The organism is Pedobacter frigiditerrae (assembly GCF_004331645.1).
GTDB lineage: Bacteria > Bacteroidota > Bacteroidia > Sphingobacteriales > Sphingobacteriaceae > Pedobacter > Pedobacter frigiditerrae.
In genome coordinates this window covers 99367-124647 of the sequence record NZ_SJSK01000007.1, presented here as the reverse complement: position 1 = coordinate 124647, position 25281 = coordinate 99367, and the positions used below count along the sequence as shown (strand labels likewise).

Below are 25281 nucleotides of genomic sequence, written 5' to 3'. Positions count from 1 at the left end.
AACATCTTGTTTTATATCGGGCAAAATTGGTATGAATATTTTTTAGGGAATTCTTTGTTCCTTGGTCTTTGCTCCTTGTTCCTTGCTCTTTGCTCCCTCTCCACTACTTCACCACCAAAGCATCCCCATCAAACAAAATCCCTTCCCATCCATTGGCCATGAACTGCCTAATATTTTGATGATCGGCACCCTCTGGACTGGCCAGTACAGCTTGATAATGTTCTGCAAATAAAAAAAGCGTATCTGTTTCGCTTAACTCATGCAGTTGCGCAAAAGCAAACACCTTTGCACTACCTTGATTCTGTGTTGCTTCATTATAGGCATCACCATTTTTAAATGCAGTGGGTTGATGTTGGTAATAGGTTTCTATAAATGCAATAACTTGATTAAAGGTTATTGAGTTTGTTTTTAAATCGGTAAGTAAAGTGCTTAATTGAGATCTCATTTATGTTTTTTTTTTAAAAGCTAAAACTACAAATACCTAGGCGTATTAAAGATTGAAATCCCATAAAAAAAGGTAACCAGTCCTTACTCGAGGACCGATTACCTTTTAATTGTTATTTTAAGGAAGCTTATGTTTTTAATTAGTTATATCTTCATCCGCTACAGCTTCTTGCCAAGTGTCCCATCTTTTTATACTTGGGTTATAGCCCGTATAACCCTGGTTTTGCCAAAGCTGTGCACCACCATTAGATTGGATTGACCCATTTGGGATTGGCCAATTGATATTATGAGGAGCCATGGTATAAGAACGACCTCTAACCTGAACTTTCCCTTTGTTGTAGAAATCGCTATAATGCTGAATACGTTGGTACCAATAGCTATTTGTGGCTAAATTATCTACCGTGTAGGTATTGCCCCATTCATCAGATTTACCGCTCAATGCAAGAGCATAAGAAACACGACTTAACTCTGTAAAGCGCCATTCTTCTTTGTTCAATTCGCGGGCACGTTCATTCATGATATCACCAATGGTTACTGTAGTATACATTTGAGTACATTTAGCACGCTCCCTAATTTTGTTTACATCAGCTGTTGCCCCAGCAATATCGCCCTTGTAAAACTTGGCTTCAGCACGTAATAAATAAGTCTCGGCTAAACGATATAAATATAAATCGCCTGCACCACCTCTATGGTTAACCTCATTTGGGTTTAATGACTCAATTGGATCTTCTATATAATATTTATAGTGTGGCCAAGCAAAATACTGACGGATGGTATCTGCACATAACAATCCACCTGTCGCATTTCTAAGGCGAACGTTTTGTCCAAAGAAAGTACTGGTTGGTTCATTGTATTTAAGATCCTCCATCTCAATCCAATTACCCACTGCATTACTGTGACGTAAATCTCCTGCATCATTAACCCCATTTACATACCAAAGTGATCTTTGGGCAAAATAAGTTGGGCGAATGTGTGCAATACCACGACCAATGGCATGTACATAATCTAAATTAGCACGGTAACTAGCATTTGCAGCTGGTAAATAACGAATTGCTTGTTTTGCATCTGGTGTGGCTAAACCAATGTTATCTAAAAAAGGCCCCCAATTACGCATGCTGTTCATTTTAATACCCATATCTGTAGCATTGCGGTTTGGCATGATTAAAATAGCTTCAGTATTTGCAGCGATAGATTTGTTTTCTGGACGATGCAAATCCCAAATCACATTACGTGTAATTGGCCAGGTGTTAGGATAAGGATTATAAAAGTTACCGAAGTTATTCATGTTTAAGGAATACCCAGAGCTGTTGATTAATAGATCTGCTTGTGCGATGGCTTTGTCAAACTGCCCTGTTGCCAAGTAACATTTAATTAACAATTGCCTACAAGCACCCTTGTTCACCAAACCTCTTAATGTCATGTCCTTTTGATCTGGCACCCATTGTACAGCCTGCTCCATATCCTCAGTTATTTTTTTCAAAATAGCTTCGCGTTTTGTACTGCGATAATTTACTTTAGGCACACTTACAATCTTTGTTACAAAAGGCACATCCTTAAACTGAAAACAAAGTGCCATATAGCGCCATGAACGGTGAAACAATGCTCTACCTTTGTATTGATTTTTGGTAGTCTCATCCAGTCCCTGCACACCATCTATAAATGTAAGGATGGTATTTGCATACTTGATCCCATTATAGGTCTCTCCCCAAAAATAAGGAACCCTTTCAGGCATATCTGTTGGCGTAAGACGCGTAGCCATATCGGTAAAGATATTTCCATCATCCGTTTTAGATGCCACGTCCATATCAGAAAACATGTATTCTGTACTAATGGGCAAACTTAAATCTGTATACGCAGAAAAGGTCCAATATGAACGTAAATGGCGATCGGCAATGGCTACTGCTGCATCTAGACCGCTCTTGGTTGTAAAGGTTTCTCCCGGTTCGAAGAATGATAATGGCTCAGGCTGTAAAAATGTTTTCTTACAACCAGAAAAAGTTAACGCAATACCTGCACAGATAAAAAGTGCAATCGATACTTTTTTGATTATTATATTTTGATTCTTTTTCATCGCTCTATTGCTTAAAAATTTACGTTTAATCCAAAAGTGTATATCCTAGGTGCTAAAGCGCCTGTTTCTACATCCCAATATTCCCAGTTTTTATCCTTAGTCCAAACTGCAACATTACGTACCGAGCTATAAACTTTTAATTTTTCTATGCCCAATTTGCTAGTTAGTTTATTTGGCAAGGTATAACCTAAAGTTACATTCTCTAAACGGATAAATGATCGGTCGTAAAGCATACCTGGAGCAGATACACCCGCTGGCCCCCTTGCATCAAGACGAGCAAAATCATTGGTTGGGTTCTCAAGTGTCCAATAGTTTTTCTCCCAAGTATTGGCTAAATTGGTTACTAATGAAGTTCCGTTATCCTGATTTAAATAAGCTCCATTTAAACTTTTATGCCCCATGTATGAATACATGTTAAAAGAGAAATTAAAGTTTTTGTAGTTAAAATCATTACGCAACGACCACATGATTGGTGGATTAGTCTGACCTAAAAACTCCTTATCCTTGTCATTATAAACTGGCACACCATTATTATCATCTGCAGTATAATTGTTTGCCACCTTAGGGTCTCCTGGGCGTTGGCCATATTTAGCAGCCTCAGTAACTTCATTAGCTTGCCAAATACCTGTTACACGGTAATTCCAAATGGCTCCAATTGGCTGTCCGATGAACCATCCGTTTCCAATATCATCTCTTTCTTTTGTTGACGTTACATTTCCATTGGCATCAATGATATTATCATATACATAATACAAGTGTTTAATGGTGTTTTTGTATTTAGAAATCTGGAAAGTAGTACTCCAAGAGAAGTCCTTGTGTTTAATGTTTTGCGAATTGATAGAAAGCTCAAAACCTCTGTTTTCTACTTTTCCTAGGTTGGTATTGATAGAAGGGAAACCAGTAAAATCTGGTAATGACCTAGTCATGATCATATCAATAGTGGGTGTAATGTAATAATCTATTGAACCACTGATGCGATTATCTAAGAAACCAAAATCTAATCCAGCATTAAAAGCCTCTGTTTTTTCCCAGGTAAGTGCAGGGTTGGCTAAACGATCCATTAATAAATACCTGTATTGTATCAAGTTACCACTATTATCAATGTAACCAGCAGTAGCGCCAGCACCTAAACCAAGGTTAGCTAATGCTAAATACGGATCTCCCAATTGCCTGTTTCCATTCTGCCCCCATGACATCCTTAATTTACCAGTACTCATGGCTTTCCATTTAAAGAAACTTTCGTTTGTAAATGTCCATGCAACTGCAGCAGAGAAGAATGTTGCCCTTGGGTTTGATGCACCAAATGCCGAATAACCATCTCTACGTACTGAAGTAGTTAACATGTAACGATCATTATAAGAATAGAACAAACGACCCAATAAACCATCAGCTGTTTCTTTGGTATCATTAGAGTCGAACCTACTCAATTGTTTATCACCAAAAAGCGTTTCGTGGAAACCTAAGGCATCACTTGGTAATATGTTACGGGCTTCAATTCTATCTTGCCAGTATTGTCTTTTTTCTGCTTCCTGTACTAAGGTAATGGCAACACGATGTTTTTCTGCAAATGTACGCTCCCAGTTCAACGTATTGTTAATAGACCAATCAAAGCGTTTGGCTTGTTCGCGATTTACCAATCCGTTTGTGCCTTTCCAATCTGGATGGCTAGCAGATTCCCAATAACGATCATGGAAATATTGGTAACGAGGAGATGCATTAAATGAATAATTAATACCAAATGGCAATTTCACTTTGGCATTTAAAATGGTATTTAACACAGTATACCCCTTATCCAAGTCAAGGTACAAACGGTTAAAATCATAGTTATAGCCATAGTTATTCACCATGTTATCGCCCATTGGGTGTACTACTAGATTTCCGTTTGCATCTTTATAATTGGCAAAAGGAGAGTTATTCAATATCTGTCTGCTCCAATCTACAGCCAAATCGCCATCAGTTCTATCTTGGAAATTAACATTTGCACCTACCTGCAACCATTTGGTGATATTGGCATCTAATTTTAAGTTACCACGAATTGCACTGTACTCATTCCCTACGGCAACACCTTTATTAGATAGATAACCCATAGAAAAATAGTAATTCATCTTGTCTGTTGCACCAGAAGCACTAATGTTATAATCTTGGTTGGTACCAGTTTGGAAAGAGTGATCATACCAATTGAATGTTTGGCCAGCAAGGAAATTATTCAATACCGTACTTTGCAATAAGAGACGTTTTCCAAAAATCTCATTATCTGAAGAACCAGTAGTGTTTGTAGTGTATGCCCTCCATTGCGCAACTGTAGCACCGTATTTTGAAACCGCATCTGCAGCTGAAGCGTAATAACCTGGTTGTGTTTTAAAGGTAGACTGATATGCTTCATATTTACCCGTTGTTGTATTTACACCATAAGTTGGCGCAGTATACCAATCTTCACGATATTTGATATAACCTGCCCCATCAAATACTTCACGATCTGCAGCACTGGTCACAAAACCAGCATTTGAGGTAAAGTTAATTTTAGGTTTACCAATTTTTCCCTTTTTGGTGGTAATGATAATTACACCATTTGCAGATTTAGCACCATAAACTGCCGAAGCTGAAGCATCTTTTAAGATATCCATCTGTTCAATATCATCAGGATTAATCTCAGACAATTCTCCGTAAAATATGGTACCATCTAAAATAAGTAATGGATCGTTATGGCCGCCTGCACTATACACAGAACGAATACCACGAATTTGAATAGAACCTCCGCCTTTTGCAGAAGCATCTAAACCAACACTTACCCCAGCCGTACCACGAAGGATATCTTGTACGGTGTTTGGATTTTGGTCTGCTATCTTATCTGGGCGTATTTGTGTAATGGCCCCTGTAAGATCTTTTTTACGCATGGTACCATAACCTACCCCCACTATCTCTACTTGAGAAAGTGCTGTAGCATTAGGTTCTAATTTAATGGTTAATTGAGTTTGGTTTCCAACGGCAATGGTTTGTGCATCATAACCTATATAAGTGATCACAACACTGGCATTGGTTGGAACAACAAGCGTGAACTTTCCGTTTCCATCTGCACTTGTACTCACTTGTGAAGTGGTTACTTTTACTGCAGCGCCTACAAGTGGTTCTCCGGTTTTTGCATCTGTAATTACCCCAGTTATGGTTTTGGTCTGTCCAAAAGCAGTAACCGATGTTGCAAGTATTAGTGCAAAGAATAAAACAAGGCAGCTAGGTATAGCTTTTGCCTTCCGTTTTTTAAAAATTAAGTAATAGTTGAGCATAGTTAAAAGATAAATTATTTGGTTAATAATTAATTTTCTGGATTGTTTTACTAGGCTTAATTGAATTTTGAAACATTATACCTATGTAAGGTGTGGTCTATAATGTTTATCCCCTTAGCCATCTTGTTAGAAAACAATCGATAAAGCGTAGCTATGAAATAGCGCTAATGCTAGGGGTCGTCTGTGGTAAATTTATACCTCATGCTGTTCAGTTTATATTTTGGTAATATAAAGAAAGCATATTTTTTGCTTTTAAAAGAGGGGTATTTCTGTATAATGTAGGGGATAAATTCTTAATGTGGCTTTTTTAAGCATTTGAAAGGGATGGCTTAATAAATTGTGAATAAAAAATATGTTTAAACAATTAAACATTGCTTCCCTTCAGAAAATCAACAAACCCTAATTAAAAATCCAACAAAATTGCGTATATTGGTTTAGCAGTTGGCACACCAGCAATGCGTTGATCAAAACGTCTCATTCTCCTTAATTTTCCTATTAACAAGCCTAACTCAAGTCTAACTTAAATCTACCCTTCCTTTAGTCCCTATCCTATTGCTAGGCAATGATACTTGCTTACTACCCTATTCTAAGAGACTATGGTACAACTAAGGGGAGAAGGATAGGAATAGGAAGTAGACTATAGCGATATAGAAGAGTGCATAAGAAAGCCTTGTGTCGGCTCTAAACCCTAAACGCTAACCCCCTTAAACCTTCATTCTAACCTCTCCTTAGTCGTCAGATGAGATTTTCAGGGTGTGCCATAGTCATCGGATGACAATCAGCAATGAGATTGATAGTACAGGATGCTAACCTCTAAACGCTAACCTCTACCTCCTAACCTATATTATCGTTCCGGTTTTTTTGAGCTTAGCTTAAATACTTTTATTTGATTTTTTTTACGTCATTTAATTCCTTTACCAATTTATTAATCATTTCATCTTGTTTCTCATTCTTTTTACCCTGATCTATTAATAAGAGTGTTAACTCTTCTACTTTCTTTAACAACAACCTATTCATTTCTCCCAACTCTATGCCATTGGCCCCAACTTCCTTTGCCGTAGGCATTTCTGGCAGGTGTTTATTGGTTTTGATATAACGTTCCAGTTCTTCCAAGTTTTCAACTTTATAGTCGGTCTCAAAAACATAATCTGGCCAAGTGGCAGGGTTGGGTTCAACCTTTATTTCCCTTGCACGAATTTTACCATTTACGGAAAGTTTTTCTGTTGGGGCTGTCGTACCGATGCCCACGTCTCCGTTCGGAGAAATCCTCATTCTTTCTTCATTATTAAAAGTTGAAAAAGTTATAAAACCACCTGTTCTTGACCCACCCCTAAAAAAATTTATTGAACTGTTTGTTTGACCATAAAAATTATGCTCAATAGCAAAACTTTTCCCATTGTAATCATTTGTAGTATTATAGCCTCTAACCCCTAAAAACGTACCATCACCTTCATTGTCACCTTCATTAAGCCTTCCAAAAACAGTCCCTAATTTCTGTCCATTAAGTATAGAAGACACATCCAAAGAAGCCCTTGGAATAACGGTGCCTATCCCAACATTTCCATTAGTTTCTAATAGCACCCTCGACCAAGATTGCGCAGCATTCTCATTTGTTTTGCGGAAATACAACTGTTGGTCAAAAAAGCTACCCGAAAATTGCATGGCATAGTTATTAGTGGTATTAGAATGCCTAACATCCAATAAATGCCACCACGAAGTTGCAGCACTTGGATAATTTACCGGACTAGGGGTTTCAAAAAACCCTGATTTAGCACCTGCATCGCCTTTTAGGCCAGCATCATTCCTTATTTCAGTTTGAATCTTTTCTCCATTCAATATGCTAGAAATAGGTTGTTCATTTCCATTTACCCTCTCTACTTTTGGTGCGTAAAAATATTGTTCGTCGTTTACATCTGGATCATAATAAAGATATGACCTTAGGTTTGCATGGGTAGTGCTCGCATCAAACTTAAAATCAACAATACCAGCTACCTTTTTTCCAGAAACACTATCATATATGCCGCCATAGCTAGTAGTAGAATTATCTCCGCTACCATGCACATAACCAACAACTAAATACCATTTATTTAATTCGGGCAAATCACCATTCCAAAAATAAGGATTTACATTTGCCGTACCATCTAGGTTATTAACATTGTTAGTACCCAGATAACTTACACCATTACTTGAATTGGTTTTCTTTAACCATATCATGAACCTATAGGTACTGGTGTGGTCAATTGCAAAGTAATCATGATTAAACCCACCGTCTGCAGTGCCATCTCCATCTGGCTTAGCTCTCCACAGAACAGCCCTTTCTCCATATGGCCCAATACCCCAAATGCGTTGGTTTTCTGCAGTTGTTCCGTTTAAGGCAAATGCACCAGTTGCACCTGAACCTATTTTCCAATTTTGCATGTCCAATAAGTTTTGGGCTAAAGAGCTTTGGTAAAACCCTGCCATGACGAGCATGAATACATATAATTTTTTCATCATTATTTTTTATTATTTGATCTTAAAGCCTCCTCTAATTTGTTAATTCTTTCTTCTTGAATTTTAAGCTGTATACTTTGTTTAGTTACCGTTTCATTATTTTTAATGAGATAAAGTGTCAACTCTTCTACCTTTTTTAACAACAACCTATTCAGCTCTCCCAACTCCACACCATTCATGGCTACTTCTTTAGCCGTAGGCATTTCAGGCAAATGTTTATTCGTCTTGACATAAAGTTCCAATTCTTCCAACGTTCCAACCTTATAATCATCCTCAAAAACATAGTCTGGCCAAGTGGCTGGGTTCGGCTCAACCTTTATTTCCTTTGCCCTTATTTTTCCATTAACCGAAAGTTTTTCAGTCGGTGTTGCTGTACCTATCCCAACATTACCGCCATTAATAAAGTGGTTGCCTGATCCACTTACCATCAATCGACCAGCAGATTCAACGTTGTTTTTTGAATCAAGTAATGTAATCCAGCTGTTCCATACATTATCTGCATAAAATGCCTCCCTATACCTAATTTTCGAATCATCCCAACCACCAAAGTACAATTGACTGGTTTGGTGAGAAGATAAGCCATATATTTCAAGCACTGTTCCGTAGGTAGTTGGACCTCCTCCATTCCCATAATTATCCCATAGCTTTATGGACATGGGATTTATGGTAGTACGTGGAGCTGCAGAAAAATTAATATTTTGATGTGTAAAATTGAGTTCAGCCTGTTGTGCAACAACAGTAGTATTTATCAATATGCCTACTAATAGAGAAAAATATAATTTCATGGCAATAGTTTTTTTAAGCGTATTATTTATTTCTTAATAAGGTTTTCTATTTTAAGAAGTCTTGCTTCTTGTAAGGCTAATTTCTCACTTAAATCTGCCCTTGTTTTGTCCACTGCTTTTCTAGTCTCTACTAATTCCTTATCTTTTTGAATAAGGTATAAAGTGAGTTCCTCTACTTTCTTTAACAACAACCTATTCATTTCTCCCAGCTCTAAACCATTGGATTCAACCTCTTTAGCCGAAGGTATTTCCGGTAAATGTTTGTGGGTCGTGATATAACGTTCCAATTCTTCCAAGGTTCCAACCTTATAATCGGCCTCAAAAACATAGTCTGGCCAAGTGGCTGGGTTGGGTTCTATCTTGATTTCCTTGGCTCTGATTTTACCGTTAACTGAAAGCTTCTCTGTGGGGTTGGTTGTACCAATACCTACATTACCTAGTGTATTCCAGATTCCACTTTCTGGCATATACACGTCTCCCTTAAACCTGTTCTTATAAGCGAGTTCAGTAGTTTGAGTGCCTGTCAATGGTTCATCAACAACTGTCCAACCCTGAAACCAAGCAGGAACCTCTTGCATACCTTGTGCAAAAGCACTCACCGTAAACCGCTGGTGATAAACTTTATCATCTAAATAAATAACCACCTTGCCATTTTCGTTAGAGATAAGCACCTTAGGCGTATAACTTCCCAAAGAGGAAACCTTAGAATCGTATAAATAATAATTTGAAGGGTTATTATAATCTGTACCGCCAGAATAAATGTAATAGACAATGTTCAAGGAAATGACATCACCAGTACCAAAATTATAGCCTTCAATCTTTATGGTTGGCATTTGGCTACCAGGGGTAAAGGGTAGGTTTGTCTTGATCTTTATTCCGTGCGTATGTGTACTATTTAAATTATAATTTAAAAGATTTGGATAGTTTTGTGCATATAGAGCATTTGCAAAAAACAAAGTGATTGCAATGAAAAAGTATTTCATATTAGACTAGTTGTTTAACTTTTTATAAATGTTATTAACTCTTACATCAAGTGCATTAATCATTTGAGTTTGATTCTTGTTCGTTTCTTTTTCTACACTAAGCTCCTTGTCTTTTTGAATGAGCAATAAAGTTAACTCCTCTACCTTTTTCAATAGCAATCTGTTCATCTCTCCCAACTCTACACCATTAGTTCCTACTTCTTTGGCCGTTGGCATTTCTGGCAAGTGTTTATTGATCTTTACATAACGTTCCAATTCTTCCAAGGTTCCAACCCTGTAATCGGCCTCAAAAACATAGTCTGGCCAAGTGGCTGGGTTGGGTTCTACCCTGATTTCCTTTGCTCTTATATTTCCATTTACCGCAAGCTTATATCCTTTAGGATCAATTGAACCTATCGCAACTTCGCCAGTTGAGGTAATTCTCATTCTTTCTAGTGGAATGGAGGTATATGGATTTTGGTCACTAGATGTATAGAAGGTCAAGTGTGCTTGAGCATACTGGGATGTACCTCCGGCGTGCACCAATTTGATAGCTGCTGCATAAGCCAATCCATAGTGTTTATAAAAATCGATCTTTCCGATAACCTCATTATCTACCATTGCCTCCGAGTGCTTTCTTCCACTTATAACTAACGACGGAATCCAATCATTTACCTCAAGTCGACCTCTTGGAGTAGCTGTCCCTATACCAACTTTACCCGTATCCGGAAAAACATTTATTTGTGCCACACAGAAGTGATGTGACAGTAATACGCAAAACAGCATTAAGAGATTTTTTTTCATTTTTTGAGGTGGTTAATTTCTTTTTTATAAAATATTCGGATAGCACATTTTTTTTTCCTCTAATTAGAAAGGCGTTTGTTAATAAGCAAGAGGAAATATCATTTCATTCTAGCCACCTAAGTTTTGTCTTTTAATAGCTTAACCTCATGTTTAAGTTGTTTTACTTCTTTTGCTTGTTCAATTAGCAATAATGTCAATTCCTCTACCTTTTTCAACAACAACCTGTTCATCTCACCTAACTCTAAACCATTAACCCCCACTTCTTTGGCAGTTGGCATTTCTGGCAAGTGTTTATTGGTCTTTACATAATGTTCCAATTCTTCCAAGGTTACAATCTTATAATCGGCCTCAAAAACATAGTCTGGCCAAGTGGCTGGGTTTGGTTCAACCCTGATTTCCTTGGCTCTTATTTTGCCATTAACGGCAAGTTTCTCATTAGGTGTCATGGTACCAATGCCCACATTACCGTCTGGTTGTACGGTTAACTTTGCATCAGCTAAAGAAACACTATTGCTACCATCTGTATTTTCTAATGCAATGTGAAATTTTCCCCTGGCAGCACCAGAAACACTTTCAAAAATAACAGCACCTTTTTGATAGTTCGTAGTCTGTGTATAATCTCCAAACCTGATCATTCCATAGTTTCCAACAACATGAAAATTTGATCTGATAGAAAGTAAGGGATTTACAGCAGTATTATCAGCACTGAAAATATCCAATTTGGCTTGCGGATTGTTTGTCCCAATGCCCACATTACCATTAATATATAGTTTATCAGAAGTTCCATAAGTAGGTGGATCATATCCTATCCCCATACCATTACCATTTAACTGTAGTATCTTTCCACCTTCGGTACTTTCAATATCCAAAAACCTAAAACCATTTGCATAAGAAGCAGTTCCCCATGACCCTTGGTAAAACATTTTAACAGCTTTTGTTTGGCTTGCATCATAAGCTCTAAAAATATCTAAGTTTGCCTGGGGCGTAAGTGTCCCAATACCTACATTACCTGAGCTTACCCTCAAACCAGCCCCTTGAATATCAACATAACTTTTTCCATGGCTAGCGCCAGGATCTAGTATGATTCCAGTGTCCCATTTCAGCTTGAGTTGCTGAAATGAAGGCCCCGACCACATTCCAGGAGTACGATAAATTCCATAATCTAATGGCCCAAGGTTATACCATGTAATTCCATCAGCACCATCTGTTCCATCATTTACATTATTAAAGCTAAGTTTTGCAGCTGGTGTTACTGTTCCAACCCCTACATTTCCATTAGCAGGGAAGGTATTGGTTTGTGCCAAACTAATATTAACTAAAAACAGCATTGGTACCAATAGTTTTAAATTCTTCATCTTTTATTTTTTGATATCCTTTAAAATTTTCTCAATTGATATAATTCTTTCTTCCTGGCTAATATTCTTTTTAATCTCAGCATCTAGCTGTTTATCCTTCTCAATCAAGTGTAAAGTCAACTCCTCTACTTTTTTCAATAACAACCTGTTCATTTCTCCCAACTCTACGCCATTAACGGCTACTTCTTTGGCCGTTGGCATTTCTGGCAAGTGTTTATTAACCCTGATATATTTTTCTAGGGCTGTTAAGGATGTGATGTTGTAGTCTTCCTCAAAAACATAGTCTGGCCAACTGGCCGGATTAGGTTCTACCTTAATTTCCTTGGCTCTTATCTTTCCGTTTACACTGAGCTTCTCATTTGGTGTGGCAGTGCCAATGCCTACGTTTCCATTTGCACTTATCCTGAACTTTTCCTTTGGCCCTGTTAAAAAAGTCTCCTGTGTTAGAAATTGCAAGGCGTAAGAATTGTTTCCTTCGTTTTCCGTGAAAGTATTTATTGAAGTTCCAAAGGCTGTATAGGGTCCAAAAGAAAGAGATTGGGCAATCATTGGCATCGATTCATTAGTAACATTTGCTAAGTTTTTCACTAAGATATTTCCATTTCTTACTTCAAGTTTTGCTAACGGGTTGTTTGTACCAATGCCAACGTTTCCATTAATATATAATTTATCAGTAGAGTTATAAATAGGCGGATCATATCCTATTCCCATACCATAACCATTTAACTGTAGTATCTTTCCGCCTTCTGTACTTTCAATATCCAAAAACCTAAAACCTGTTGCATAAGGAGCGGTACCCCAAGACCCTTGATAAAACATTTTAAAAGCCTTGGTTTGAGTTTCTTGATAACCTCTAAAAATATCTAGGTTTGCCTGAGGTGTAGGCGTTCCAATACCCACATTTGCTAAAAAAGTACCATTTCCTGCAACGAGCGAGCTACTACTGCTCATCGAACCTGTAATTACATAACTATCTATTGTTGTTTTATAACTTCTTGCCGGTCCATTTTCTTCTAAAAACGGTAAAGCATTCTGAACACCATCATGAACAGCAATGCTTACGGTTGATACACTCTTAACGAGATAGGACATACCACCACCTTTTAACCAAATAACAATTTTGGTTGAGGAATTATTAGTAGTAGCATCTGCCCAACCTGCAAAAAAACCAGCAAACTGGCTTCTTTCAATCGTTGCGGATATAAAATTAGATTGATTACCCCATTGCGTAGTATGATATTTAAAATTGGCAAGTGTTGAACCTTTCAGTGATCCATCTGTATGTACATTTGGCCTACCTATATAAATCTCTGTTGGTTTGCCACTACTCCACTCTGGGTCAGTAAAGGTAACAGGGTAATATTTATCATCTGTACCACCAACAGTAATGGTTGTTGCCGTCTGTGCCCAAGAAACAGTGCTCAGCAGGAGCATTAAGCAAATGGTGATTTTAATCGTGGTTCTAATCATTTTTCTTTAATATCAGTTTTTTTAATTCTGCAAAATCCTTAGCGAGATGCTCGAAATTGACATTCAGTTTTTGTACTTCTTTATCCTTCTCAATCAAGTGTAATGTCAATTCCTCTATTTTTTTCAGTAACAACCTGTTCATTTCTCCCAACTCTACGCCATTAACGGCTACTTCTTTAGCCATTGGCATTTCTGGCAAGTGTTTATTAGCTCTGATATATTTTTCTAGGTCTGTTAAGGATGTGATGTTGTAGTCTTCCTCAAAAACATAGTCTGGCCAGGTTGCGGGGTTTGGTTCTACCTTAATTTCCTTGGCTCTTATCTTTCCATTTACGGCAAATTTCTCATTGGGTACCATAGTACCAACACCTACATTACCATTTTCAGCAATTCGCATGGCTTCGAACAAAGGGCTATCATTACTTGCTTTTACAAAAAAATTCATTACTCCGCTAAAAGTTTCTCCGCCTCTCAACATCCCAATCCTTGTCACTTCAACAGTGCCATTTTTGCCTTTCAAGGCACCTACTTCCGCGTATGTTACATCATTTCTATGACTCTCTAGTGATAAAATTCCTGGGCTTGTATTCACAATTCCGTAAATACTTAACTTTTCACTTGGAGCAGTTGTACCTATACCCACATTGCCAATTGTTGCATTTAACCAACTATCATTATTACCAGTAAGCCTCACATTTTCTGCTCCATTATGATAAAACAACTTCATTTGAGCACCTATACCAGAACCTCCTCCCAATAGTGCCACATCGCTACCTCCCTGGGCACCTACCCTCAAAAATTTGGTAACATCTAAATCATAAGCAGGTGTTAGTGTCCCAATCCCTACCTTACCATTAACTTCCAAAAGTACCCTCGACCAAGTCTGTGAAGCACTATTATTCGTTTTGCGGAAATACAAATCTTGATCAAAGAAACTTCCAGAGAATTGCATGGCGTAATTATTAGTCCCATTTGTATGTCTCACATCTAATAAGTGCCACCAACTGCTTGCCACCGTAGGGAAGTTGACTGGCGATACCGCTTGAAAAAAACCTGAAGTAGCACCTGCATCACCTCTTAAACCAGCGTCGTTGCGATCTAAGGTAGTTTGCCCAAGGGAAGTTAAATAAGTACAAAAGAACAGTATTAAAGTAATTGAATGCTTCATCTATTTATGGCTTTGATAGTTTTAATTGAATAATCTTTAAAAGTTCTTTCATTGTTTTACTTTCTTCTTCAAGAGAGGTTAATCGTTTATCTGAATCCTGCAACTGTTTATCTTTTTCAATCAAATGCAAGGTTAACTCCTCTACCTTTTTCAACAACAACTTGTTCATCTCACCTAATTCTAAACCATTAGCCGCTACTTCCTTTGCTGTTGGCATTTCTGGTAAGTGTTTATTGATCTTTACATAACTTTCCAATTCTTCCAAGGTTCCAACCTTATAATCGCTCTCAAAAACGTAATCTGGCCAAGTAGCTGGGTTCGGTTCTACCTTAATTTCCTTGGCACGGATTTTACCGTTAACTGCAAGTTTCTCATTGGGTGTTGTGGTACCAATACCAACATTGCCATTCGGATCAATTCTCATGGTTTCATAGTTACTATTGGTAGAGAACGTTAAATAACCCCCGGTTCTAGAATTACCCCTATAAAAGCTGATAGAACTATTTGTCTCGCCATAAAAGCTGTGCTCTATGGCAAAACTTTTACCGTTAAGGGCCGATTGTGTTCCGAATCCCCTTAAACCAACAAATGTTCCACTGCCAGTATCATCACCCTCTACCAACCTTCCTAAAACACTTCCCAGCACACCATCATTTATGTAGGTAGCTACATCTATTTTTGCCCTTGGGTTTAAGGTCCCAACACCAACATTCCCACCTCCATCTATTACCAGATCGTCACCAAAATACCATTGAGATCCCGCACCAAGCTTATTATAATATCTTCTGGTTCCCAATACCATTTTTCCGGTCGCATCACCAGGGGATGAATTACCTGCCACCGTCATGAGCCTTGCCAAAGACCATGGGTTTGTCCCATCGCTATTTACTGGCATTGCAAATTCTATCTTTGGACCGATTGTAGTGGAACGACTGCCTATTGTAGCCTGAAGAACAAGCGCATTTGCATCGATATCAACATTACCACCATTAAGATCTGAACCCGAACTATTGATATTAAGTTTTGATCTGGAATAAGTGGTCCCAATACCTATATGACCATTGGCTTCTACCGTGAATCTTGGAAACTGATGGTCTCCCTTAGATACAATCCACTGCCCATCATGCAGGTTTCCAAAAAACCAATTGTTATCTCCATTCTGTAATTTGGTCTGTATCCCTTGCGTATAACCCCCACTGGCTGTATTTCGCTGTAAGGTAAGGCCAGGAGAATAATCATATATAATTGGGGTTCCCGTTGTAGGATAAACATTCGATTGAGCAAAAACTCCAGCACTCAATAAGCTTAATAAAGCCGTATAAATTATTTTCATATTTCTATTTACAAAAAGTAAGGTGTTCTATCATTTATAACATTTTTGATGCTCGCTATTTTTTGACCATTTGCTGTACTATCGCCTCTAATTTTGACAGTCTTTTATCTGAATCCTGCAACTGTTTATCTTTTTCAATCAAATGCAAGGTTAATTCCTCTACTTTTTTCAGTAACAACCTGTTCATTTCTCCCAACTCTACGCCATTAACGGCTACTTCTTTGGCCGTTGGCATTTCTGGCAGGTGTTTATTAACCCTGATATATTTTTCTAGGGCTGTTAAGGATGTGATGTTGTAGTCTGCCTCAAAAACATAGTCTGGCCAACTGGCCGGATTAGGTTCTACCTTAATTTCCTTGGCACGGATTTTACCGTTAACCGCAAGTTTCTCGTTTGGTGTTGCAGTACCCACACCAACATTGCCATTTGTATTTATATTGAATTGATTTAAATTTTCTGTTCCATTAACTTGAAAGGTATGCATGTCAATACTTGCATTCCAACCCTTACTTACAATTTTAGATAACCCATTAGTGCTAAGATCAAATGCCAGGTTAGAATTTAACTTTTGAAGCTCCAAAATGCCTGTTGGCGATGTTGTACCCACACCAACATTACCATTCGCATCGATCCTCATTCTTTCAACCAAAGTATTTGCAGGTGCATTTGACGTGGTAAAGAAGGCCAAACGACTGCCCCATTGCGAGTAAAGGTTGCTGTAACTTCTAATCTGCGAATAGTTACCTGTGCCATTTCCATAATCACCATCAAGTGTAAGTGCCACATAGTGTTGTGCAGCATCTGCATTGATGGTGGTACCCTGAATGACCAGACCAGGTTGATCCATGGCACTTTGAGTCACATGTAGTTTTGCTTGCGGAGCTGTTGTGCCTATACCTACATTGCCCGCATTAGCAATAACCAATCTATCTTGACCAGCTGTGGCGAATTTCATCAAGCCATTGCCGTCATGAATAGCAATGTTATTTCCTGCATCTAAATCAGACAGCAGTCTAGCTGTATAGGGTATGGCAATATCACCATTCACATGTAGTTTATAACTAGGCGTATTAACACCAACTCCTACGTTACCGTTAGACATTACCGTAAATCTTGGATACTGATAATCCCCCTTAGCTACCATCCACTGTCCGTTGTCTAAGTTCCCAAAAAACCAGTTGTTATCTCCATTCTGTAATTTGGTCTGGATACCTTGGGTGAAGCCCCCGTTAGCCGTATTTCGTTGCAGGGTAAGACCAGGAGAATAATCGTATATAATCGGGGTTCCTGTAGTTGGATAAACATTCGATTGGGCAAAAGTCCCAAAGCTCAATAATCCTAACATGACTGTAACAGTTATTTTCATTCCTTTTTTTTAATGATGATTTGGAAAAAAGAAACCTAATTTACTTGACAAAAAGTAGCTAAGACACCTCTCATTTTATAGTCGCGATCTAATTCCCTTGCCACCAAATTAGCCTTAAAACACGGAATGGGAAAAGCGCTCCATGGAAAGTGAATTACAACACATGAAGACCAAATTTGAAAGGACAAAATACCCCATGACAAGAGGGTATTTTTCTCAGCCTACCCATCTGCTACGCAATAAAACCGTCTTTTCACAAAACAGGTTTTTGCCTATTTTCCTTATTCTGATTTATCTGTTATCTTAGTTGCCATTGTATACAAGCCCGCCCCATGCGTTATCTATTTCTCCTTTTCCTTTGCGTATTTAGCCATCAGCTTACATTGGCGGCAGTACCAGATAACGACGATATTAAAACCGCAAGAACGCTGAGCAGCATTACTGGTTACTGCTCTGCAGACGAAATTTTCACCAATACAGATGCCACAGCCAGCGGTTATAAAAAAGCAAGCAATTGGTTAACCGAAGGGAAAGACATCTGGTTTAAGTTTACCGCCACCCATACGGATATTAATGTAACCGTTACCGGTAAAGCCACAGGAAACACCAATAAACTGGTTAACCCCCTTGCCGCATTTTATACCTACGAGAACAATGTGCTTAGCGAGCAAATAGGCTCAATGACTAGCAATAACAACCTAACCACGGCCTATAAAGGCGGACTAACCATAGGCAATACCTATTACATTAGAGTTAGTGCCGAAAACGATGCCACAGGTACCTTTAAAATGTGCATCAACAATTACAACCCACCCAAAAAACCTGGGCAAGACTGTAGTACCGCAGCTACCCTATGCAGCAAGGAAACCTTTACCGAACTCAACATCAGCGGTGCAGGCAATAATAACCACGAAGCCATTGGCACTTGTTTAAGCACAGAGTCGAATACGGCGTGGTATACCTTTACCGCAGCCAATAACGGCACCCTTACGTTTACCATTACCCCAACCAATACGGCCGATGACATTGATTGGGTACTGTTTGATTTGGGTATCAATGGCGATTGCAGTAAGGTAACAGCCGCCACTGCCATCAGGTGCGCCTCAGGCAGTGGGGTTAATTGCAGTCCAAGGTATTTCATAACTGGCCTTAGCGTGGATGCTACCGACCTAAGCGAACAAAGTGGTTGTGTTGCAGGGCAAGATGGCATGTTAAAGTTTGTAGACATGGAAGTAGGCCATATTTATGCGCTCTTGATCGATAATTTTTCGAATGGTAACAATGGCTTTACCCTCGCCTTCGGTGGTACCGTAACATTTGAAGGACCAAAAGCAGCAATCAGCGTGATCAAAAACCAAGCTTGCACACCTAATCAAGACTTTACCTTTAATGCCAATGCCAGCAGTTACACTAACTTAAAATGGAGTTTTGGCGAAGGAGCAAGCCTGGCTAGCTCAACCGCTCTTGGTCCACATACCATTAAATACAGTAGTACCGGAACAAAAACCATTGTACTAGAAACAACAGGTGCAAAAGGCTGTGTTAACCTGAGCACCTACACCTTAAACATTGCAGAAGCACCGCAAAAACCAATCATTAGAGCCAATAAACCTAGTTTCTGCCTCAAAGACACCATCAACTTATCAGTACCCGAGATTGCTGAGGCGAGTTACTTATGGACTGGGCCACTAAACTTTACTGCCAGCACAGCATCAGTGGCCATTCCACTTATCAACCTCAACCAGGCAGGCAATTATACCCTTAAAATCACGGTTGGCGATTGCACCAGTGAAGAAGCCATCATCAATATACCTACTATAGTTAAAAACCCTATAGCTAAGTTCATGACCGACCCACAATTGCCAGGAAAATTTGCTGCCCCAGCACCCATCAAATTCATTAACCTGAGTACCGATGCCAATACCTATCTCTGGGATTTTGGCGACAATGAAAACTCTACCGAAAAAGAACCCACGCATACCTATCAAAAGGGGACTTTTAAAGTTACCTTAACAGCCTATACCACAAATGGCTGTTTCAATTCCATTAGCATTAACGATCTAGTTGTTTTACCTGCAGGAAGTTTGTTGGTACCCAATTCATTCTCTCCAAACGGAGATGGGGTAAATGACGAGTTTAATATCAATATCACCAACCTCAAAAAATTCAACATTAATATCTTTAACCGCTTTGGCGATAAGATCTTTACAAGCAATAATATCTTTAATTCTTGGAATGGTACTTGGCATAACCAAGCGGTGCCCGTAGGTGCCTATTTTTATCAAATCACTGGCTTAGATTTATTTAACAAGGAAGTGAAACACAATGGTTCCATTACGTTGATTAGGTAGGTTCGTTTGACGTTGTTCGTTATGCGTTGAACGAAAGACGACAGAGAATTCCGTTACTCAATCTAACCGCTAAACCCTAACCTAGCTCCTTTTTACCGCAAAGAACGCAGAGAGCGCAAAGTTTTTCACAGAGAGCACAGAGCAGCTTTAAGCCTAAACACTAACCAAGCTTTCATTCTCTATCTTCCCAACTTCCGTACCTTTTCACCATCCAAGAAACCCCTGCCTCCGGTAGACAGGTAAGTAAGTACAACTAAGCTTAGTCTTTTTAACCATCTAAGAAATCCCTGCCTGCGGTAGGCAGGTAAGGGCATCTAAGGATTAGTGGCATGATCAATGAGTAAAATTAGATTATCTTATTTTTATTAAATAAGTTATCAGTTGGTCGCTTCCAATTTTAGCCTTTCTGCTTATACCTTTCAGCTCTTTTAAACACCTGAGAAACCTGAGCACACCTAAGCTTTAGTCTTTTAGCTTTTTTAAACCACCTAAGAAACCCCTGTCTGCGGTAGGCGGGCAAGTACACCTAATCTTAGTTTTTCAGGGGCTTCAACCCTAACCCCTAAACACTAACTAAACAATCTTATCGTTGTTCGTTGTTCGTTAATCGTTGGGCGTTTAAGCACTAAGCTTTTTAACCGCAAAGGACACAAAGAGCGCAAAGTTTTTAAACCTAACCTCTAAACAATCTTATGGTTGTGCGTTGGGCGTTGTTCGTTGGGCGTTTAAGCCTTCAGTTTTTAACCGCAAAGGACACAAAGAGCGCAAAGTTTTCAAACCTAACCTCTAAACAATCTTATGGTTGTGCGTTGTTCGTTAATCGTTGGGCGTTTAAGCCTTCAGTTTTTAACCGCAAAGGACACAAAGAGCGCAAAGTTTTCAAACCTAACCTCTAAACAATCTTATGGTTGTGCGTTGTTCGTTAATCGTTGGGCGTTTAAGCCTTCAGTTTTTAACCGCAAAGGACACAAAGAGCGCAAAGTTTTCAAACCTAACCCTAACCGCTAAACAATCTTTTAGCTCTTTTATCCCTATCCCAGCTCTGCTCTTTATCTTCGGACTTGCGGACTTTCCGACTTTACTGACTCTCTTCTCACATCTCAACAACTCAACTCCCCTCACCACATCTTCTGCGGACAAACAACCTTGTAAACATTGTTAAGGAGAATGCCCAGTACAATTTCATGGCTTCCACTGCTTACTTGGTTCAATTGCGAGGTCGTAAAATCATAGGCATAGGTTAAGTTAAACTGGTGGTTGATGTTGATGCCTGCCATCAGGTTCATCGAATCGTTGGCACGGTAACCAGCACCCAACCATAACTTATCCCTAAAGTTCAATTTGGCATTCACATCTACCGATAGGGGTACATGGTTTACCAGTTTAACCATGAACGATGGAATGAGACTCAAATCCTCCGCCACTCCTATCTTGTAACCACTGGTTAAAAACAAGTGTGGCACCTGTTTGCCCGAATTGTAATTCGCATCATTCGTAAAAGCTAGCTTTTGTGGCAGCAACTGCTGAATGGATAATCCCGAAAAGAACCTCGCACCATATAACCATAAACCAACGCTTAAATCTGGCTTGTAAATAGATTCACTAGCATTCTTTAAAGCAGGGTCATTTGGGTTTTCCAACAAAAGGGCATTTACATCAACCCCTATTTTAGTTAGGCCAGCGGCAAGGCCAGCTGATAAATTCAAGGTTCCACTTAAGGGCAAGTGGTAAGCATAACTCACATTAAAGGCAGCAGTTCTCAGTTGGGCCGCCTTGTCTATTACGGCCGAAAAACCTACCCCATGGTGCGCTGGCGATGCGGTATAGTTTTGTTGGTAATTCTGGTTTCGGGGGTCATTACCCCCTTCTTCAAAAGAAAGCGGGTTTTGCCACAAATAGGCATCGCCCAAGGCAAAATTAGCTGTAACAAAGCTGGTTTGAGGTGCATCAGCCAAACCTTTCCATTGTTGCCTATAACCCAGTTTTACATCGGTGTAATTTTCTATTCCACTCAGGGCAGGGTTAAGCAAAAAATTATTGAGCACATATTGCGTATACTGCGGTCGCTGTTGCGCAAAAGCAACAAATGAAAAACAACATAAAACCAGCAAAAAATACTTCTTCATTTAATTTATAAATCGTTGTTCGTTGTTCGTTAATCGTTGGGCGTTTAAGCACTAAATTTTTTAACCGCAAAGGACACAAAGAGCGCAAAGTTTTTAAACCTAACCCTAAATGCTAATCTCTAAGCAATCTTGTCTTTTACATTACAAATGAACCAATGACATCAATGTTAAGTGCAATGAAATCCCGACATTTCCAGCTTTCGGACTTTCCGACTTTCCGACTTTACTGACTCTCTTCTCACGACTCAACAACTCAACGTCTCAACATCTTTCTAAACCCTAAACAATCCTCGTCCCCTATCTTTCTGACTTTCGGACTCTCGGACTTCCTTCTCTAATTTTCTTTATCTCCTCACCCTGTGCCATTAGCTTCTTATTTTGCTCAATCAGCAACAGCGTTAATTCCTCAACCTTTTTCAACAGCAGTCTATTCATCTCTCCCAACTCCACTCCGTTCGCTTCCACTTCCTTAGCCGTTGGCATTTCCGGCAGGTGTTTATTGGTCTTAATGTAACCTTCCAATTCTTGCAGCGTCCTGATCTTGTAGCCATCTTCAAAAACATAATCTGGCCAAGTGGCAGGATTTGTTTCCACCTTTACTTCCTTGGCCCTAATTCTCCCATTTACCGAAAGCTTTTCTAGCGGACTCTCGGTGCCAATGCCAATGTTACCATTTACATCCGTTACCAAATTAGATTTAATGGGCAATGGCGTAATTTCTGTGCCACTTGGCGTAGCCGTAGTAATGGTATTGGTAATTAGATTTGGTCCACCACCCAGCATGAAAGACTTAACGGCCACTGCCACGTAGTTATTGGTATAGAGGTAACAATCTACTGTACCATCGGTTCGGTTGTAAGCCTTTAGGATATAGTTATCAGTGTAATTGCTGCCTAAAGAAACTTTATTGACTTGTAGCCCACCACCACGATTAGCGATATAGAAAACCGTCTCTCCCAATGAGGTACCAAAATAACCTCCACCTAAAACCTCGGCCTTAATTTTATGATAGTTATAACCATTATCTACAGGCAAAGTACCCAAGTAAATGTAAACCTGATAAGGTGGCACCCCTGCATAAGAGGTAGGGTATTGTGCCTTCACTAATAAAGGCAGCAAGAAAAGTAAAACTAAAATTATTTTTTTCATTGTAACTCGATTAAAATGCCGTTTCCGGCTTTAAGTTACAAACTGCCCATCTTTATAAAAAATGATTACACAGAAACCCAATCTTGCTAGTTCAACAGGCTTAAAATGCAGATGAAAGTTTTATTGGTATGGCGATATGCGTACTGCGTTTGATTAACCTCTTAAGCTTTTGTTTTATCCCTGCTCCATCTCTACTCCTTATCTTCGGACTTTCGGACTTCTCACAACTCAACAACCCACAACTCAACGTCTCAACATCTTCCTCAGAAGCGCAAAGGCAGTGCAACTATCAATGTAAGTCCCGCCATACGCTTTATCTTTTGGGAAATTTAACTTAAATAGAATCCTCCTTGCCCAAAAGGATAACGCTGCTGTCGGTGGCTAGGTAATTCAGGCAGTGCAATGGCGTTGAAACCTATCCGGCCCAGACCCACAACCCAACAAAGCATTAAATAAAAAAACAGAGGCTGTTACACTTCGGTTTTATCCTATAAATCTATATTTTAAAATTATAATCAGTTGATAATATACATATTATAAAATCACCAACACATTTGACACACTACCGTCGTCACGTGTCGTTTTTCAATAGTTCATATAAAAACTTAAATTTACGCTCGCATTCCTCGCTTATTTTGTAACTTTACAATATCAAAATATTAACACAATGAAAGTACTGGTAGATATTCCCGACAGCGAGATAACCTTCGCAATGAAAGTTCTAAACAGCCTTTCTTTTGTAAAAAAGGCAAAGCCTATGACTACTGTTGCTGTTGAACTTTGGGACGATCTCAAAGAGGCTGCTGAAGAGGTACGTCTACATAAACAGGGTAAACTAAAATTGAAAACGGCACAAGAGCTTTTAGATGAGCTATAGCATCATTCCTACCCACCGATTTGAGAAAGAACTTAAGCGACTGGCCAAAAAATTCCCATCCATCAAAAATGAGTTTGCCCAACTCATTTCAAACATTACTGCTAACCCTGAAGTTGGTACTTTTATCGGAAACAACTGCTATAAAATTCGGTTGGCTATTGGTAGTAAGGGAAAGGGCAAAAGTGGAGGAGCAAGAGTGATCACTTACCTATATATTGAAACGGAAACGGTCTATCTGCTCACTATTTATGACAAGGGCGAAAAAGCCGACCTTAAGACGAATGAGCTTAAAGAAATGGTAGATAGTTTAGAATTGAATTGATTACTGTAATCTAGGCAAACAAATATATCTTCAATACCGCATTTAATAACAGCAAGCTCCTACTAAAACAGATCGTTCTCCTGTTCAGTCTTTTCAAATGCGTTCTTAGAGTAAGGTTAAAACGCTCTATATGGTTGGTCGCAAACCGCTTCACTCTATGAATACCCTTATCTATCAGGTACCTGTAATTTCTCAATCCATCTGTAAAGATCCTTTTCGCATTGGCAAGTTGCAGTGTTTTTAAGACAACATTCAATGTTTTGTTAGTCCTATGCCCAGTATAAAATGAAACAATACGCTTACTTTCCCTTTCATAGGCACATACAATCCATACCACCCTATCCTTGCTCTTGATATAGGTCCTCATTTCATCTACTTCATAGGTTTTGTTGGTAGAAATTTGAGGTATGGATAATTCATTGGCAATGGATATAATTCTCCTTAGCAAGGTATTGGTAGATATTCTTAAGTATCTTGCCGTACTCCTAATTCCCATCCCCTCTTTCGTTAATCGGACAATATGATCATTAAGGGTAACCTCATAAGCTCGATAGGAATAATTTTCCATTCCAGTTTTTCCGCAAGCCTTGCATCGAAATCTTTGCTTGCCCGCTTTTGTAAAGCCTACCTTGACAACTTTATCGGTAAAAACATTCAATGCATTTTTTTCATCAACACATCTGATACACGAATATAAATTAGAATTCATTTCAAGCGTTTTAAGGCATTAAAAATAAAAAACCAATGGGATTGTCCCACTGGTTTTCAAGAAATAGCTATCGCAACAAAAAGTAACCTATTGATTTATAAAACGATAAGATTACTTAAAGGCTTCATCAACACGTCTGATACACTACCCCTATAAATCTATATTTTAAAATTCTAATTAATTGATAATATACATATTATAAAATCACCAACACG

18 protein-coding genes are annotated in these 25281 nt (G+C 38.8%); 3 read left to right on the top strand and 15 right to left on the bottom strand.

Annotation, left to right across the window (positions count from 1 at the left end; genetic code table 11):
* Positions 1 to 103 precede the first annotated feature (103 nt).
* The 12 genes from EZ428_RS21625 to EZ428_RS21570 form a co-directional block, all read right to left on the bottom strand.
* Positions 104 to 445 (bottom strand): HopJ type III effector protein, encoded by a 342-nt coding sequence (locus EZ428_RS21625; RefSeq protein WP_131555425.1) that lies wholly within the window; start codon positions 443 to 445, stop codon positions 104 to 106.
* 135 nt (positions 446 to 580) lie between these two features.
* Positions 581 to 2515 carry a RagB/SusD family nutrient uptake outer membrane protein gene (locus tag EZ428_RS21620; RefSeq protein ID WP_131555424.1) on the bottom strand — a complete coding sequence of 645 codons (1935 nt, stop codon included), beginning with the start codon at positions 2513 to 2515 and terminating at the stop codon, positions 581 to 583.
* Between the two features lie 11 nt (positions 2516 to 2526).
* Complete coding sequence (locus EZ428_RS21615) at positions 2527 to 5796, bottom strand: SusC/RagA family TonB-linked outer membrane protein (RefSeq protein ID WP_131555423.1); 3270 nt, start codon at positions 5794 to 5796, stop codon at positions 2527 to 2529.
* A gap of 882 nt (positions 5797 to 6678) precedes the next feature.
* Entirely contained in the window at positions 6679 to 8292 is a 1614-nt protein-coding gene (locus EZ428_RS24265) for a hypothetical protein (RefSeq protein ID WP_225871116.1), read from the bottom strand.
* On the bottom strand, positions 8292 to 9074 hold the full coding sequence (locus tag EZ428_RS21605; RefSeq protein WP_131555422.1) for a tail fiber protein: 783 nt from the start codon (positions 9072 to 9074) through the stop codon (positions 8292 to 8294). Before EZ428_RS21605 ends, EZ428_RS24265 begins: the two co-directional genes overlap by 1 nt.
* A 26-nt stretch (positions 9075 to 9100) precedes the next feature.
* Positions 9101 to 10057 (bottom strand): hypothetical protein, encoded by a 957-nt coding sequence (locus EZ428_RS21600; RefSeq protein ID WP_131555421.1) that lies wholly within the window; start codon positions 10055 to 10057, stop codon positions 9101 to 9103.
* 6 nt (positions 10058 to 10063) lie between these two features.
* Positions 10064 to 10840, bottom strand: a complete 777-nt coding sequence (locus tag EZ428_RS21595; RefSeq protein WP_131555420.1) for a hypothetical protein — start codon at positions 10838 to 10840, stop codon at positions 10064 to 10066.
* A 116-nt stretch (positions 10841 to 10956) separates the two neighbouring features.
* Complete coding sequence (locus EZ428_RS21590) at positions 10957 to 12195, bottom strand: hypothetical protein (protein WP_131555419.1); 1239 nt, start codon at positions 12193 to 12195, stop codon at positions 10957 to 10959.
* 3 nt (positions 12196 to 12198) lie between these two features.
* Positions 12199 to 13665, bottom strand: a complete 1467-nt coding sequence (locus EZ428_RS21585; RefSeq protein ID WP_131555418.1) for a tail fiber protein — start codon at positions 13663 to 13665, stop codon at positions 12199 to 12201.
* Positions 13658 to 14833 carry a hypothetical protein gene (locus EZ428_RS24155; RefSeq protein WP_205945798.1) on the bottom strand — a complete coding sequence of 392 codons (1176 nt, stop codon included), beginning with the start codon at positions 14831 to 14833 and terminating at the stop codon, positions 13658 to 13660. Before EZ428_RS24155 ends, EZ428_RS21585 begins: the two co-directional genes overlap by 8 nt.
* A 4-nt stretch (positions 14834 to 14837) precedes the next feature.
* Positions 14838 to 16166, bottom strand: a complete 1329-nt coding sequence (locus tag EZ428_RS24150; protein WP_205945796.1) for a hypothetical protein — start codon at positions 16164 to 16166, stop codon at positions 14838 to 14840.
* Between the two features lie 55 nt (positions 16167 to 16221).
* Positions 16222 to 17532, bottom strand: a complete 1311-nt coding sequence (locus EZ428_RS21570; RefSeq protein WP_131555417.1) for a tail fiber protein — start codon at positions 17530 to 17532, stop codon at positions 16222 to 16224.
* Positions 17533 to 17864: 332 nt separating this feature from the next.
* Between EZ428_RS21570 and EZ428_RS21565 the strand changes: the two genes are divergently transcribed.
* Positions 17865 to 19883 (top strand): T9SS type B sorting domain-containing protein, encoded by a 2019-nt coding sequence (locus EZ428_RS21565; RefSeq protein ID WP_131555416.1) that lies wholly within the window; start codon positions 17865 to 17867, stop codon positions 19881 to 19883.
* A 1118-nt stretch (positions 19884 to 21001) separates the two neighbouring features.
* On the opposite strand, the gene EZ428_RS21560 is transcribed toward EZ428_RS21565, so the two are convergent.
* Together EZ428_RS21560 and EZ428_RS21555 are read right to left on the bottom strand one after the other, a co-directional pair.
* The gene (locus EZ428_RS21560) at positions 21002 to 22009 is read right to left on the bottom strand and encodes a PorP/SprF family type IX secretion system membrane protein (RefSeq protein WP_131555415.1); all 1008 of its coding nucleotides are present in this window, start codon (positions 22007 to 22009) and stop codon (positions 21002 to 21004) included.
* A gap of 297 nt (positions 22010 to 22306) precedes the next feature.
* Entirely contained in the window at positions 22307 to 23158 is an 852-nt protein-coding gene (locus tag EZ428_RS21555; RefSeq protein ID WP_131555414.1) for a hypothetical protein, read from the bottom strand.
* A 667-nt stretch (positions 23159 to 23825) separates the two neighbouring features.
* Between EZ428_RS21555 and EZ428_RS21550 the strand changes: the two genes are divergently transcribed.
* Entirely contained in the window at positions 23826 to 24035 is a 210-nt protein-coding gene (locus EZ428_RS21550) for a hypothetical protein (protein WP_131555413.1), read from the top strand.
* Positions 24025 to 24357 carry a type II toxin-antitoxin system RelE family toxin gene (locus EZ428_RS21545; RefSeq protein WP_131555412.1) on the top strand — a complete coding sequence of 111 codons (333 nt, stop codon included), beginning with the start codon at positions 24025 to 24027 and terminating at the stop codon, positions 24355 to 24357. Before EZ428_RS21550 ends, EZ428_RS21545 begins: the two co-directional genes overlap by 11 nt.
* Positions 24358 to 24367: 10 nt before the next feature.
* On the opposite strand, the gene EZ428_RS21540 is transcribed toward EZ428_RS21545, so the two are convergent.
* The gene (locus EZ428_RS21540) at positions 24368 to 25066 is read right to left on the bottom strand and encodes an IS1 family transposase (protein WP_205945794.1); all 699 of its coding nucleotides are present in this window, start codon (positions 25064 to 25066) and stop codon (positions 24368 to 24370) included.
* Between the last annotated feature and the right edge of the window lie 215 nt (positions 25067 to 25281).